This window comes from Variovorax sp. J22R115 (assembly GCF_030317005.1).
Lineage (GTDB): Bacteria > Pseudomonadota > Gammaproteobacteria > Burkholderiales > Burkholderiaceae_C > Variovorax.
Genome location: NZ_JASZYM010000014.1, coordinates 103,570 through 118,191, shown reverse-complemented (window position 1 = coordinate 118,191; position 14,622 = coordinate 103,570). Strand labels below are relative to the sequence as shown.

Below are 14,622 nucleotides of genomic sequence, written 5' to 3'. Positions count from 1 at the left end.
GCGCCATCGAAAGCTCAAATCGGCATAAAATCGAAGACGGCCTGAAGCCCGGGCGTCTTTGTCCGGGTCGACCTCGTGGCCGCGCTCCGCGGCCGTGCACCGTTTTCATCATTTCCTGGAGTTTTCCCATGAGCAAAAAGCCTGTTCGCGTTGCCGTCACCGGTGCCGCTGGCCAAATCGGTTACGCCCTGCTGTTCCGCATCGCCTCCGGCGAAATGCTCGGCAAGGATCAGCCGGTCATCCTGCAACTGCTCGAGATCCCCGACGAGAAGGCCCAGAAGGCCCTCAAGGGCGTCATCATGGAACTCGAAGACTGCGCGTTCCCGCTGCTCGCCGGCGTAATTCCCACGGGTGACCCGCTGGTCGCCTTCAAGGACGCCGACTACGCACTGCTGGTCGGTGCCCGCCCGCGCGGCCCCGGCATGGAGCGTGCCGACCTGCTGGCAGCCAATGCCCAGATCTTCACGGCCCAGGGCAAGGCCCTCGACCAGGTGGCGAGCCGCAACGTCAAGGTGCTGGTGGTCGGCAACCCCGCCAATACCAACGCCTACATCGCCATGAAGAGCGCACCGAGCCTGCCGCGCAAGAACTTCACCGCCATGCTGCGCCTGGACCACAACCGCGCTGCCAGCCAGATCGCTGCCAAGACCGGCACCGCCGTGGGCGACATCGAGAAGCTCACCGTCTGGGGCAACCACTCGCCCACGATGTACGCCGACTACCGCTTCGCCACCGTCGGCGGCAAGAGCGTCAAGGACCTCATCAACGACCAGGTCTGGAATGCCGACGTGTTCCTGCCGACCGTCGGCAAGCGCGGCGCAGCGATCATCGAGGCCCGCGGCCTGTCGTCGGCTGCCTCGGCTGCCAACGCCGCCATCGACCACATGCGCGACTGGGCCCTGGGCTCCAACGGCAAGTGGGTCACGATGGGCATCCCGTCGGACGGCCAGTACGGCATTCCGAAGGACGTGATCTTCGGCTTCCCCGTCACCACCGAAAACGGTGAGTACAAGCTGGTCGAAGGCCTCGCGATCGACGAATTCAGCCAGGAACGCATCAACAAGACGCTCAAGGAACTGCAAGACGAGCAAGCCGGCGTCGCGCACCTGCTCTAAAGCAACCGTCCGAATGCTCGACTGGAACCCCGCGCTCTATCGTCGCTACGAAGACGAGCGCACGCGCCCGGCAGCAGAGTTGCTGGCGCGCGTCCCGCTGACCGAAGCGGCCCAAGTGGTCGATCTTGGCTGCGGGCCGGGCAATTCCACCGAGCTTCTGGTGCAGCGCTTCGCCGGCGCTGCCTCCGTTGTCGGCATCGACAACTCCGAGGCCATGCTGGCGAGCGCGCGGGAGCGCCTGCCACCAGCCCGCTTCGAATTCGGCGACATCGCCACGTGGCAGCCCGAGCTGCCACCCGATCTCATCTACGCGAATGCCGCCCTCCAATGGGTGCCTGACCACGAAGCGCTGATTCCCCGGCTCTTTGCTGCGCTGGCGCCGGGCGGCGTCCTGGCCATCCAGATGCCCGACAACCGCGAGGAACCCACGCATCGGGTGATGCGCGAGGTCGCGGCCGAGGCGCCCTGGGCGCAGGTCATCGGCAACGCCGACAAGCTGCGCACGAAACTGCTGTCGATTTCGAGCTACTACGATTTGCTCGCTGCTGATGCTGCGAAGGTCGATGTCTGGCGCACCGCTTACCAGCATCCCATGGCTTCGGCCGCCGCGATCGTCGAATGGGTGAGCGGCACGGGGCTCAAGCCCTTCGTCGACCGCTTGACGCCCGAGCTTCGCGGCAGCTACCTGGCCGAATACGAACGGCGCATCGCGACGGCCTATCCGCCGCGCAGCGACGGCCGCTTGCTGCTGGCTTTCCCGCGCATGTTCATCGTGGCGCAGCGAAAGGCATGAACACCCGAATGAGTGCTTCTTCTTCCCCAAGTCTTCATCCGCGCGAGGTTCTCCTTGGCGCGCAGGCTGGCGCAGTCGTGCTGCCCGTCTGCGATCACTACAGCGGCGTCGAAGCCCGCATGCGCAAGAGTCTCGCGCTGCAGGCCGAGATGGCCGCGGAGTTCGGCGCATGCGTCTTCGATGTGACGCTCGACTGCGAGGACGGCGCCCCGGTGGGCGGCGAGGCCGAGCATGCCGCGCTGGTCACCGAACTCGCTCTGTCTGCAGCGCCCGGCATGCGCGTCGGTGCACGGGTGCATCCGGTCGACCATCCGAGCTTTGTCGGTGACGTGATCACGATCGCCGGACGTGCTGGCCATCGCCTGAGCCATCTGATGGTTCCCAAGGTGGAATCCGTGGACGACGTACGCGATGCGGTCGAGGCGCTCGACGCCGCCGGTGCCGAAGCCCTGCCGCTGCATGTGCTGATCGAGTCCCCGCTCGCTGTTCATCGCGCGTTCGAGATCGCCGCGCATCCGCGCGTGCAATCGCTGAGCTTCGGGCTCATGGATTTCGTGTCTTCCCATGGCGGCGCGATTCCGGCCGAAGGCATGGGCGCGGCAGGGCAGTTCTCGCATCCGCTGGTGGTGCGCGCCAAGCTCGATATCGCATCGGCCGCGCACGCGTACGGCAAGGTGCCTTCGCACTGCGTCGTGACAGAGTTCAACAACATCGATGCGATGCGCGCGGCAGCGAAGAAAGCCGCCAGCGAATTCGGCTACACGCGCATGTGGAGCATCCACCCGAACCAGATCCGTCCCATCCTCGAGGCCTTCGCGCCCGACGACCGGCAGATTCAAATCGCTACAAAAATCACTGCTGCTGCAGCCGACGCCGCGTGGGCGCCGGTCAGCATCGATGGCACATTGCATGACCGGGCCAGCTACCGCCATTTTTGGCAGGTACTCGAACGGGCGCACGCCACAGGCCGCTCCTTGCCCCCCGAGGCGCAGGCGTGGTTTGCATCTTCATCATCCTGAAATCCAACCCGCGAAAGAACTACATCCATGAAGACTATTGCGCTGATTGCCGCTGCCGCCTTCGTCATGCCGATGGCCGCAATGGCCCAGAACAACGCTACGGGTTCCGCAGCGAAGCCGGCCGCCAATACGACTGGCAAGAAGATCGTGCAAAAGGTGGTGCCCAAGCGCGTCATCAAGAAGGTCGAAGAGGCCAAGCCGATCAGCGAAGAAACCGACGTCACCCTGTCGGAGCAGGACCTGAAGGTCGCTGAAACCATCCTGACTGGCACGATCAAGTGCGAACTCGGCGCCAGCGTGAACATCGAGGCCGACCCCAAGAAGCCCGGCTTCTTCGTCCTGACGCATGCCGGCGTCAAGTACCGCCTGCATCCGGTCGCCAGCCGCACCGGCGCGGTCCGGCTCGAAGACCCGGTGCGCGAGGCCATGTGGTTGCAGCTGGGCAACAAGTCGATGCTGATGAGCCAGAAGCAGGGTCTGCGCCTGGCTGACGAATGCCAGGCCGCCAAACAGGTGGAATTCGCTGAGGACATGAAGAAGAACCCGCCCAAGAGCCTGTTCGAAGGCGACGCGCAGCCCACCAAGCAGTGAAGAGTAAGCAAGGCGCGGCTCTTGCTTGACGCGAGAGCCGCCCGCCCATTTGTGTTTCCGGAGAAAAGAAGATGTTGCAAGCCTACGTTGACCATGTCGCCGAGCGCGCCGCGCTCGGCATCCCGCCACTGCCGCTCACCGCCAAGCAGACCGCCGAGCTGATCGAGCTCATGAAGTCGCCGGCCGTTGCCGGTGCCGAGTTCCTGCTCAACCTGCTGACGCACCGCGTGCCCGCGGGTGTGGACGACGCAGCCAAGGTCAAGGCCAGTTACCTTGCCGCCGTGGCGCACGGCACTGAAAAGAGCCTGCTGCTGACACGCGCCCGCGCGACCGAACTGCTCGGCACCATGCTCGGTGGCTACAACATCGGACCGCTGGTCGATCTGCTGGACGATGCCGAAGTCGGTGCCGTCGCGGCCGATGGCCTGAAGAAGACGTTGCTGATGTTCGACCAGTTCCACGACGTCAAGGAGAAGGCCGACAAGGGCAATGCCAACGCCAAGGCCGTGCTGCAAAGCTGGGCCGACGCCGAATGGTTCACCAGCCGTCCCGAAGTGCCGGAAAGCATCACCGTCAGCATCTTCAAGGTGGCAGGCGAAATCAACACCGACGACCTGTCGCCCGCACCTGACGCGACCACGCGTCCCGACATCCCGATGCACGCCCTTGCGATGCACAAGAATGCGCGCCCCGGCATCGTTCCCGAGGAAGACGGCAAGCGCGGCCCGGTGAAGTTCATCGAAGACCTGCGCGCCCGCGGCCATCTGGTGGCCTACGCCGGCGACGTGGTCGGCACGGGCTCGTCGCGCAAGAGCGCGACCAACTCGGTGCTCTGGTTCACAGGTGAAGACATTCCCTATGTGCCGAACAAGCGCTTTGGCGGTGTGTGCCTCGGCGGCAAGATCGCTCCGATCTTCTACAACACGATGGAAGATTCCGGCGCGCTGCCGATCGAACTCGACGTCAGCCAGATGAACATGGGCGACGTCGTCGAGCTGCGTCCCTACGAGGGCAAGGCGCTCAAGGACGGCAAGGTGATCGCCGAGTTCTCCGTCAAGAGCGATGTGCTGTTCGACGAAGTGCGTGCCGGCGGCCGCATTCCGCTGATCATCGGCCGCGGCCTTACGGCCAAGGCGCGTGAGGCGCTGGGGTTGCCTGCGTCGACGCTGTTCCGCCTGCCGGTCAGTCCGGTCGACACCAAGAAGGGCTTCTCGCTCGCGCAGAAGATGGTCGGCCGCGCCTGCGGCCTGCCAGAGGGCCTGGGCGTGCGTCCCGGCACCTACTGCGAGCCCAAGATGACCTCCGTCGGCAGCCAGGACACCACCGGCCCAATGACCCGCGACGAGCTGAAGGACCTGGCCTGCCTCGGCTTCAGCGCTGACCTGGTGATGCAATCGTTCTGCCATACCGCGGCGTACCCGAAGAAGGTCGACGTGAAGATGCACCACGAGTTGCCCGACTTCATGGCGACGCGCGGCGGCGTCTCGCTGCGTCCGGGCGACGGCGTGATCCACAGCTGGCTCAACCGCCTGCTGACGCCCGACACGGTCGGCACGGGCGGCGACAGCCACACGCGCTTCCCGATCGGCATCAGCTTCCCGGCGGGTTCGGGCCTCGTGGCCTTCGCGGCCGCCACCGGCGTGATGCCGCTCGACATGCCCGAATCGGTGCTCGTGCGCTTCAAGGGCAAGATGCAGCCCGGTGTGACCCTGCGCGACCTGGTCAACGCGATCCCGCTGTATGCAATCAAGCAAGGCCTGCTCACCGTCGAGAAAAAGGGCAAGAAGAACATCTTCTCGGGCCGCATCCTCGAAATCGAAGGCCTGCCGGACCTGAAGGTGGAACAAGCCTTCGAACTCAGCGACGCTTCCGCCGAACGCTCGGCTGCCGGCTGTACGGTGCACCTGAACAAGGAACCGATCATCGAGTACATCAACAGCAACATCACGCTGATGCGCTGGATGATTGCCGAAGGCTACGCCGACGGCCGCACGCTGGCCCGCCGCATTGCCGCGCAGGAAGCCTGGCTGAAGGACCCGCAATTGCTGAAGGGAGACGACGACGCCGACTACGCCGCCGTGATCGAGATCGACCTGGCCGACATCCACGAGCCTATCGTCGCTTGCCCGAACGACCCCGACGACGTGAAGACGCTGTCGGACGTGGCCGGCGCGACGATCGACGAAGTGTTCATCGGCTCTTGCATGACGAACATCGGCCACTTCCGCGCTGCGTCGAAGCTGCTCGAAGGCAAGCGCGACATCCCAGTCAAGCTGTGGATCGCTCCGCCGACCAAGATGGACGCGCAGCAGCTGACCGAGGAAGGCCACTACGGCGTGTTCGGCAACGCTGGCGCACGCACGGAAATGCCGGGCTGCTCGCTGTGCATGGGCAACCAGGCGCAGGTGCGCGAAGGCGCGACGGTGATGTCGACCAGCACGCGGAACTTCCCGAACCGCCTGGGCAAGAACACCAACGTGTACCTCGGCAGCGCTGAGCTGGCCGCCATCTGCTCGCGCCTCGGTCGCATTCCGACTCGGGAGGAGTACATGACGGACGTGGGCGTCATCGATGCTTCCAGCGAGCAGATCTACCAGTACCTGAACTTCGACAAGATCGACGACTACAGGGACGTCGCTGCGACCGTCGCCGCCTGATCGAGCCGGGCCTCGATAAAAAGCCCCGCTTCGGCGGGGCTTTTTTTTGGCGGTCACGCAGGCCGCGTGTCAGACAACGTCGAGCTTCTTGTGCTCCGCCAGGTTCGCCGGCGGTTTGCCGGTGATCGCCGCCTTCGCCATCTTGAACAGCTGAACCATCTTGCTGTCGTCCACATCCCAGTACTCCGCATCGACGATGCGAACCGCCAGCAATCCCAGATTCGGGTCGCCTGCGCCCTGAGGGAACCATGCCTTTGCCATCGTCGTGAACAGTTCCTGCTTCTTGGCCTGATCGTCGATCAGTGCGGCCTGCCCGGAAATCGAGACGTAGCTGTCCGCATCGGTGTTGGCGTAGGCCACGTTGACGCTAGGGTCGTCCACGACATGGCGGGCGATATCGCCGTCCTTCGGCACGAAAAAGTAGAGGGTCGCGCCTTCGTCGACCTTCTTGTTCTGCGTGGTCAGCGGATGGCTATGCAGTTGCCCGTCGTCGTGACGGTGGGTCAGCATGCCGTAGCGGGTGTCCTTGATCAGGTCCCACAGCTTGGCTTGTTCGTCGGTGGTGCTCATGCGCGTTCTCCGGGGATGAATGGGTTGAAAGCTACAACCTAGAGCCATCCCTTCTACGCCCGCGCGCAGGCATGGCGCTTTCGCGTGTCGTCCAGGACCGACGGAGCGCAGTCGTCAGGCTGGTGGGTGTTCCGCCAGCGTGGCCAGGGCCTTCGCCGTCTGCGCATCGGCCGGAAAGAACGATTCCACGGCGAGTTCCTGCAACGTGACGTCGACCGGCGTACCGAAGATCGTGGTGGTGCTGATGAAGCTCAGCACGCCGTTGGGCGTGACGAGCTGGAAGGGCACGACCACATTGGCGAGCTCACCTCCGGCTGCCGGCGCATCGTGGCTGACGCTGGGCGCCGGATACGCGGCCAGTTCGTCGTGCAAGGCGACCAGCGTGGCATCGCCGGTGGCGGCGATCTGCTGCTGCAGGCGTTCGAGCAGATGCCCACGCCATTGGGGCAGATTGGCGATGCGCGGTGCCAGGCCATCCGGATGCAGACTGAGCCGGAGGACGTTGACCGGCGGCTTCACCAACTCGGGCGCGGCGCCGGCCATCAACAGCGGCACCAGCGCGTTGTGCGCCACGAGATTCCAGTGGCGGTCGACGGCGAGCGCCGGAAAGGGTTCGTGGCCCTTGAGTACCAGATCGACCGCCCGCCGCGCCGACGCCAGCGCGGGATCGTCCAGCGAGCGCTGGCGGTACATGGGCGCGTAGCCAGCCGCGACCAGCAGGGCGTTGCGCTCGCGCAGCGGCACCTCGAGCCGTTCGGCGAGGCGCAGCACCATCTCCCGGCTGGGCTCGGCGCGGCCGGTTTCGACATAGCTGAGGTGACGGGTCGAGACCTGGGCCTCATGCGCCAGATCGAGTTGGCTCAGGCGTCGGTGCTGGCGCCAGTGGCGAAGGTGGGTCCCGAACGGATCGGCAGCGGTCGGCGGGGTGCTTGGGGTGCTCATGGCCGCCATACTAGTGAAGCCCGGATGGCAGGCCATGACCTCTCACGTTATGCCTACACCGATGTCATCGATCCCTGCTATCTTTCAGGAGCTTCCACGAATCACAGGAGTTTCCTTATGGCCAAAGAACCGGCGCACGCCTTTGCCCCTACGCTGAAAACCTTCAAGACTGCGTCGGGCAAATCCGGCAAGTACTGGTCGCTCAAGGAACTCGCCAAGCAATATCCCAACGTCGAGAAACTCCCGGTTTCGATCCGCATCGTGCTCGAATCCGTGCTGCGCAACTGCGACGGGCAGAAGGTCACGGCGGAGCACGTCGAGCAACTGGCGAACTGGTCGCCCAATGCGGAGCGCACGGACGAAGTGCCTTTCGTCGTGACGCGCGTGGTGCTGCAGGATTTCACCGGGGTGCCGCTGCTGGCAGACCTGGCCGCGATGCGCAGCGTGGCGCAGTCGCTGGGCAAGTCGCCGAAGACCATCGAGCCGCTGGTGCCCGTCGACCTGGTAGTCGACCACTCGGTGATGGTCGACTACTACGGCACGCCCAAGGCGCTCGACCTCAACATGAAGCTCGAGTTCCAGCGCAACAACGAGCGCTATCAGTTCATGAAGTGGGGCATGCAGGCCTTCGACACCTTCGGCGTGGTGCCGCCCGGCTTCGGCATCGTCCACCAGGTCAACCTGGAATACTTCGCGCGCGGCGTCTACAAGAGCCCGCACGACAAGGGCGACCCGCCGGTGTACTACCCCGATTCGCTGGTCGGCACCGACAGCCACACGACGATGATCAACGGCATCGGCGTCGTGGGCTGGGGCGTTGGCGGCATCGAGGCCGAGGCCGCGATGCTGGGCCAGCCGGTCTACATGCTCACGCCCGACGTGGTCGGCTTCGAGCTCACCGGCAAGCTGCGCGAGGGCGTGACGGCGACCGACCTGGTGCTCTATGTCACGGCCATCCTGCGCGGCGAGAAGGTGGTCGGCAAGTTCGTCGAGTTCTTCGGCCCCGGTGCCGCATCGATCGCCGTGCCGGACCGCGCCACCATCGGCAACATGGCGCCCGAGTACGGCGCCACGATGGGCTTCTTCCCGGTCGACGAAATGACGGTCGCCTACTTCAAGGGCACGGGCCGCACCGAGGCCGAGATCGAGCGCTTCGAGGCCTACTACAAGGCGCAAGGCCTCTTCGGCATGCCGGCCCCTGGCGAACTGGAGTACACCAAGGTCGTCAAGCTCGACCTCGGCACCGTATCACCCAGCTTGGCCGGTCCGAAGCGACCCCAGGACCGCATCGATCTGGGCCATCTGGCCACGAAGTTCTCCGAGCTCTACAGCAAGCCCAATGAGGCCAACGGCTTCAACCAGCCGGCCGACACGCTGAAGCTGCGTTATCCATTGACGCATGGTGGCAGCACCGGCGAGCAGGAAGCCGCGCCGCCGCCGCCCGGCGCGCCGCGCCAAGTGGTCGAGATGGTCGCCAACCGCTCGACCAAGGCTGCGGCCCACGTGGGCGCGACCGCGCCTCCCCCGCCCAAGGGCCAGGTGACGATCGGCAACGGCGACGTGCTGATCGCCGCCATCACCTCTTGCACCAACACCTCGAATCCGAGCGTGATGCTGGCCGCCGGCCTGCTGGCGAAGAAGGCGGTCGAAGCCGGCCTCACCGTGAAACCGCACGTCAAGACCTCGCTCGCCCCTGGATCGCGCATCGTGACCGAGTACCTCGAGAAGGCTGGCCTGCTGCCGTACCTCGAAAAACTGGGCTTCTATCTGGCGGGCTATGGCTGCACCACCTGCATCGGCAACGCAGGGGATCTCACGCCCGAGATCAACGAGGTCATTACCAAGAACAAGCTGATCGGTGCCGCGGTGCTGTCGGGCAATCGCAATTTCGAGGCCCGCATCCATCCCAACCTCAAGGCGAACTTCCTGGCCTCGCCGCCGCTGGTGGTGGCCTATGCGATCGCCGGCAACGTGATGGTCGACCTGATGACCCAGCCGGTGGGAAAGGGCAAGAAGGGCCAGGACGTCTATCTCGGCGACATCTGGCCCAGCATGAAGGAGATCGACGACAACCTGCGCTTTGCGATGAATGCCAAGGCCTTCCGCCAGAACTACGAGCAGATCAAGGACAACCCGGGCAAGCTCTGGAGCAGCATCAAGGGCACGAAGGGGCAGGTGTACGACTGGCCCAAGTCGACCTACATCGCCGAGCCGCCGTTCTTCGAAGACTTCAAGATGAAGCCGCACGCGGCTGACGCCGGCTTCACGGGCGCGCGCATCATGGCGCTGTTCGGCGACTCGATCACGACCGACCATATCTCGCCGGCAGGCTCCATCAAGGAAAGCTCACCAGCAGGCATCTGGCTCAAGGCGCATGGCGTGTCGAAGGCCGACTTCAACAGCTACGGTTCGCGCCGCGGCAACCATGACGTGATGATGCGTGGCACCTTCGCCAATGTGCGCATCAAGAACCTCATGATCCCCGCCGGGCCGGACGGTTCGCGCGAGGAGGGCGGACTCACGCTGTTCCAGCCCGGCAACGAGAAGATGTTCATCTACGACGCGGCGATGAAGTACATGGGTCAGGGCGTGCCGACCGTCGTCTTCGGTGGCGAGGAATACGGCACCGGATCTTCGCGTGACTGGGCTGCGAAGGGCACGCAGCTGCTTGGCATCAAGGCGGTGGTGGCGCGCAGCTTCGAGCGCATTCACCGCGCCAACCTGGTCGGCATGGGCGTGCTGCCGCTGCAGTTCCGCGGCGCGGACTCATGGGAGAGCCTCGGCCTTACGGGCGACGAGAAGATCGACGTGGTCATCGGCGGCGAACTCAAGCCGCAGATGGACGTGAAGATCGTCGTTCACCGGCCGGATGGCACTCATCAGGAAGTGACGGTGCGCCTGCGCATCGATACGCCGATCGAGGTCGACTACTACAAGCACGGCGGGATCTTGCCGTTCGTGCTGCGGCAGCTGCTGGCGGCGTAGCGCACGCTTCAGATCGCCAACTCGGGCACGCCTACCTTGGGCAGCAGGCGCGCCGTGAAATAGCGGTCTTGGTAGCAGCGGATCTTTTCGCACATCACTGAATGGGGAATGCCTTCGTACAGAAAGGCTTCCTTCTCCGGCCCCATCGCCTTGCGTTCCTGAGGCAGCATCAGCGCACGCTGCTCCTTGGACTGGCCGCGCGAGACGTCGCCGCGAGCGGGGCTTTGCCGCCAAGTTGCCCGCTGCGCTCTGTTTTCGAGAATAATTCTCATTTTGCAGATCTGGATTTCGCGGGTGACCACAATGACCGGCGCGGCCTTGGCCGCCATCAGCCTCCATCAGCTTCCCAACCATCAATGGGCCACCGTGCTCGACGTGCTTCGGCCCGATGCGCCGGAGGATCGCGAACTGGTACTTCGCCTGACCGAAATCGGTTTCGTTCCGGGCGAGCCGGTGTGCATCGTCGCGAACGGCGTCCCGGGCCGCGAGCCCTTGGCCGTTCGCCTGGGCCATACCACCTTCGCGTTGCGCCGCCATGAGGCTTCGCTGATTCGCGTCACGCCGGGAGCGATCGGCCATGGTTGAGGCGACGTTGAACTTCCAGCCCGGTGCGGCCGCATCGACGAGCCCGCCGGATCGCATCGCGCTGCTGGGCAATCCCAACTGCGGCAAGACGGCGCTGTTCAACCTGCTCACGGGCAGCCGCCAGAAAGTTGCCAACTACGCGGGCGTAACGGTCGAGCGCAAGGAAGGCACCTTGCGCACGCCCGCGGGCCGGCGCGTTTTCGTGCTCGACCTGCCGGGCGCCTACAGCCTGAACGCGCTGTCGGCTGACGAGGCTGTCACGCGTGACGTGGTCACCGGCAAGAGCAAGGAGGCGCCGCCCGACCTGCTCGTCTGCGTGACCGACGCCACCAATCTGCGGCTCAACCTGCGACTGGTGCTCGAAGCCAAGCGCCTGGGCTTGCCGATGGTCGTAGCGCTCAACATGACCGACATGGCGAGGAAGCAGGGCATCCAGGTCGACGTGGCCGTGCTTTCCCGCGAACTCGGCGTGCCGGTGATCGAGACGGTCGGTGTGCACAGCGGCGGCGCGAAGGGGCTGCTCGAAGCGCTCGATGCGCCCGTGGCCGCCGCGGCGCCGAAACCCTGGCATGCGCCTGGCCTCGACGACGTGCTCGGCACCCAGCGGGAAGTCCGCCGCATCCTCGGCCTCGCTGTGAAAGAGCCTGTCGGCAGCTTGGCCACCAGCGACCGCATCGATCGCGTCGTGATGCACCCGCTATGGGGCATGGTGGTGCTCGCGGTCACGATGTTCCTGATGTTCCAGGCCGTGTTCAGCTGGGCCGAGGTGCCGATGGACGCCATCAAGGACGCGACCACCGCGTTCGGCGAACTCATCAAGCGCGTCATTCCCGAAGGCATGCTGCAGAGCCTGTTGGTCGACGGCATCGTCGCCGGCGTCGGCGGGGTGATCGTCTTCCTGCCGCAGATCCTGATCCTGTTCCTCTTCATTCTTGCGCTGGAAGACTCGGGCTACCTGCCGCGCGCAGCCTTCCTGCTCGACCGCGTGATGGGCACCGTGGGCCTGTCGGGCCGCTCTTTCATTCCATTGCTGTCCAGCTTTGCCTGCGCGATTCCCGGCGTGATGGCTACGCGCACCATCAGCAACTGGCGCGACCGGATCACGACGATCATGATCGCGCCGCTGATGACCTGTTCGGCGCGGCTGCCGGTGTATGCACTGCTGATCGCCGCCTTCATCCCGGCTCGCACGGTTGGCGGCGTCTTCAATCTGCAGGGCGTGGTGCTGTTCGCGCTGTACGTCTTCGGCATCGTTTCGGCCATGGCAGTGGCCTGGGTCATGAAGCGCTTCCGCGACGTGAAGCGGCATTCGCCGCTGCTGATGGAGCTACCGGCCTACCGATGGCCCAATCTGCGCAATCTCGGGCTGGGGCTTTACGAGCGGGCCTGGATCTTCATCCAGCGCGTGGGCACGATCATTCTCACGCTCACGATCCTGCTGTGGTTTCTCTCGACCTTTCCCTCGCCGCCCGAAGGTGCGACGGGGCCGGCCATTCAGCACAGCCTCGCCGGCATGATCGGCCGTGGCCTCGAACACGTCTTTGCGCCGATCGGCTTCAACTGGCAGATCTCGATCGCGCTGGTGCCCGGCATGGCGGCGCGCGAAGTGGCCGTCGGCGCCTTGGGCACGGTGTATGCGCTTTCTGCCACCGGGGACGACGTGGCGGGACAGCTCGAGCCGTTGATCGCGGGCAGCTGGTCGCTGGCCACGGCGCTGTCGCTCCTGGTCTGGTACGTGTTTGCGCCGCAGTGCCTCTCGACGCTCGCGACCGTCAAGCGGGAAACCGGTTCCTGGCGCTACGTGTGGATCATGGCTGGCTATTTGTTCGCACTCGCCTACATTGCATGCTGGATCACCTATCGGGTGACGCTGGCATTCACAGGAGGATGAGATGACACAGCAGATCGTCGTAGCGCTGATCGTCGCGTTGGCTGCGGTCTATGCCGTCTGGCGCTGGATGCCGGGCAGCTGGCGCCGCGCGGCAGCGACGAGGCTCGCAGCCGGATCGCAGCGCGCGGGGCTGGTCGATGCGGAGCGTGCACGGCAACTTGCGGCTTCGCTGGGCAAGACCTCAGGTTGCGGATCGTGCGACAGCTGCGGCAGCTGCTCGACCGGTACAGGTTCGAAGGCAGGTGCGGACGGCCAACCGCCACTGACGCGCTCGCACTGAAAGCGCGCGGTCGATGTCGGCTCATATCCTGATTGCAGGCGGAGGCATTGCGGGCCTCGCGACGGCACTGGCGCTGGCTCGTCGGCGCCATCGCATCGACCTGCTCGAACAATCGGTGGCATTCAGCGAAATCGGCGCGGGTATCCAACTCGGGCCCAACGTCACCCGACGCTTGCAGGCGCTTGGTGTCTCGGAAGCGCTGGTACGGGTTGCCGCACGGCCCGATGCGCTGATCGTCCGCAGTGCAACACGCGGTCATGAAATCGCCCGGATGCCGCTCGGCAACGCGATGCTGCACAGCTATGCCGCACCTTATCTCTGTGTCCATCGCGCGGACCTCCATGCGCTGATGCTGGCCGCGGTGCGCGGAACCGGCGCCGTCACGCTCACCACCGGGGCGCGCGTGACGCAAGTGGTCGCACGGGGAGACCTGGTCTGCGCATCGAGTACCGAGACGCGCGCCTGGGAAGGCGATGCGTTGATCGGCGCTGATGGCCTATGGAGCACTGTGCGCCCGCGCGTGGTGGAAGACACCGACCCGCCCCGGGCGACGGGCCATACGGCATGGCGCGCACTGGTCGATCAGGCGGCATTGCCTGCATCGATGCGCAGCACGCAGATCCGCGTCTGGCTCGGACCGCGGCTGCACGCGGTAGCCTACCCCGTGCGCCGTGGCGAGGCGCTCAATGTGGTTGTGCTCGCCGAAGCAGCGCCCGTCGGTGACGCGCGCGATTGGGATCAGGCGACGAGCCTTGGCGCGTTGCAAGCCGCGACGGGCCGCACGTGCCGCGAACTGCAGGCTTTGCTCGAAGCGGTGCCGTCATGGCGAGCGTGGACGCTGAGCGATCGCCCGCCATTGACCGGCCCGCACGAGATGGCCGGCGAGCGAGTTGCGCTGGCGGGCGATGCTGCGCACCCCATGCTGCCTTACCTGGCCCAGGGCGCCGGCATGGCCATCGAGGACGCGGTCGCGCTGGCGGAGGCGCTCGACGGCGGGGATGCGTCCGAAGTCCCGGCTGCGCTGGCGCGCTATGCCGCTGCGCGCTGGGAGCGCAACGCACAGGTGCAGGCACGGGCTCGGCGCAATGGCGAAATCTTCCATGCCACCGGACTCGTGCGCGTGGGGCGCGATGCGGCGCTGCGCCTGTTGGGGGGGCGCCTGCTCGACGTGCCTTGGCTCTACGACGCCTGAAT

The 14,622-nt window shown here is 65.4% G+C and carries 13 protein-coding genes; 10 read left to right on the top strand and 3 right to left on the bottom strand.

Annotated features, from left to right (window positions below; translation table 11 throughout):
- Positions 1–128 precede the first annotated feature (128 nt).
- The 5 genes from QTI04_RS24225 to QTI04_RS24205 all read left to right on the top strand — a co-directional run bounded on the left by QTI04_RS24225 (position 129) and on the right by QTI04_RS24205 (position 6,175).
- The gene (locus tag QTI04_RS24225) at positions 129–1,115 is read left to right on the top strand and encodes a malate dehydrogenase (protein ID WP_286599478.1); all 987 of its coding nucleotides are present in this window, start codon (positions 129–131) and stop codon (positions 1,113–1,115) included.
- A gap of 13 nt (positions 1,116–1,128) precedes the next feature.
- Complete coding sequence (gene tam, locus QTI04_RS24220) at positions 1,129–1,908, top strand: trans-aconitate 2-methyltransferase (protein WP_286617831.1); 780 nt, start codon at positions 1,129–1,131, stop codon at positions 1,906–1,908.
- Complete coding sequence (locus QTI04_RS24215) at positions 1,905–2,927, top strand: CoA ester lyase (protein WP_286599480.1); 1,023 nt, start codon at positions 1,905–1,907, stop codon at positions 2,925–2,927. The genes tam and QTI04_RS24215 overlap by 4 nt, the downstream gene beginning before the upstream one ends.
- A 27-nt stretch (positions 2,928–2,954) precedes the next feature.
- Positions 2,955–3,518 carry a hypothetical protein gene (locus QTI04_RS24210; protein ID WP_286599481.1) on the top strand — a complete coding sequence of 188 codons (564 nt, stop codon included), beginning with the start codon at positions 2,955–2,957 and terminating at the stop codon, positions 3,516–3,518.
- A 71-nt stretch (positions 3,519–3,589) separates the two neighbouring features.
- Positions 3,590–6,175: a bifunctional aconitate hydratase 2/2-methylisocitrate dehydratase gene (locus QTI04_RS24205; RefSeq protein ID WP_286617830.1), complete on the top strand. Its 2,586-nt coding sequence runs from the start codon at positions 3,590–3,592 to the stop codon at positions 6,173–6,175.
- A 69-nt stretch (positions 6,176–6,244) separates the two neighbouring features.
- On the opposite strand, the gene QTI04_RS24200 is transcribed toward QTI04_RS24205, so the two are convergent.
- Positions 6,245–6,745 carry a pyridoxamine 5'-phosphate oxidase family protein gene (locus tag QTI04_RS24200; RefSeq protein WP_286599485.1) on the bottom strand — a complete coding sequence of 167 codons (501 nt, stop codon included), beginning with the start codon at positions 6,743–6,745 and terminating at the stop codon, positions 6,245–6,247.
- A 114-nt stretch (positions 6,746–6,859) separates the two neighbouring features.
- A complete protein-coding gene (locus QTI04_RS24195) occupies positions 6,860–7,687 on the bottom strand; it encodes a helix-turn-helix domain-containing protein (RefSeq protein ID WP_286617829.1) in 828 nt (275 codons plus the stop codon).
- Between the two features lie 117 nt (positions 7,688–7,804).
- Here QTI04_RS24195 and QTI04_RS24190 point away from each other — a divergent pair, with 117 nt between their 5' ends.
- Positions 7,805–10,672 carry an aconitate hydratase gene (locus QTI04_RS24190; RefSeq protein ID WP_286617828.1) on the top strand — a complete coding sequence of 956 codons (2,868 nt, stop codon included), beginning with the start codon at positions 7,805–7,807 and terminating at the stop codon, positions 10,670–10,672.
- An 8-nt stretch (positions 10,673–10,680) separates the two neighbouring features.
- On the opposite strand, the gene QTI04_RS24185 is transcribed toward QTI04_RS24190, so the two are convergent.
- The gene (locus QTI04_RS24185; protein WP_286617827.1) at positions 10,681–11,001 is read right to left on the bottom strand and encodes a type IV secretory system conjugative DNA transfer family protein; all 321 of its coding nucleotides are present in this window, start codon (positions 10,999–11,001) and stop codon (positions 10,681–10,683) included.
- Between QTI04_RS24185 and QTI04_RS24180 the strand changes: the two genes are divergently transcribed.
- The 4 genes from QTI04_RS24180 to QTI04_RS24165 are packed head-to-tail and all read left to right on the top strand — an operon-like array spanning position 10,976 to position 14,620.
- The gene (locus QTI04_RS24180; protein WP_286600072.1) at positions 10,976–11,257 is read left to right on the top strand and encodes a FeoA family protein; all 282 of its coding nucleotides are present in this window, start codon (positions 10,976–10,978) and stop codon (positions 11,255–11,257) included. The genes QTI04_RS24185 and QTI04_RS24180 overlap by 26 nt on opposite strands.
- Entirely contained in the window at positions 11,250–13,148 is a 1,899-nt protein-coding gene (locus QTI04_RS24175) for a ferrous iron transporter B (protein WP_286617826.1), read from the top strand. The genes QTI04_RS24180 and QTI04_RS24175 overlap by 8 nt, the downstream gene beginning before the upstream one ends.
- A 1-nt stretch (position 13,149) precedes the next feature.
- Entirely contained in the window at positions 13,150–13,428 is a 279-nt protein-coding gene (locus QTI04_RS24170) for a DUF6587 family protein (RefSeq protein ID WP_286599527.1), read from the top strand.
- A gap of 13 nt (positions 13,429–13,441) precedes the next feature.
- The gene (locus QTI04_RS24165; RefSeq protein WP_286617825.1) at positions 13,442–14,620 is read left to right on the top strand and encodes an FAD-dependent monooxygenase; all 1,179 of its coding nucleotides are present in this window, start codon (positions 13,442–13,444) and stop codon (positions 14,618–14,620) included.
- The last annotated feature ends 2 nt before the right edge of the window (positions 14,621–14,622 follow it).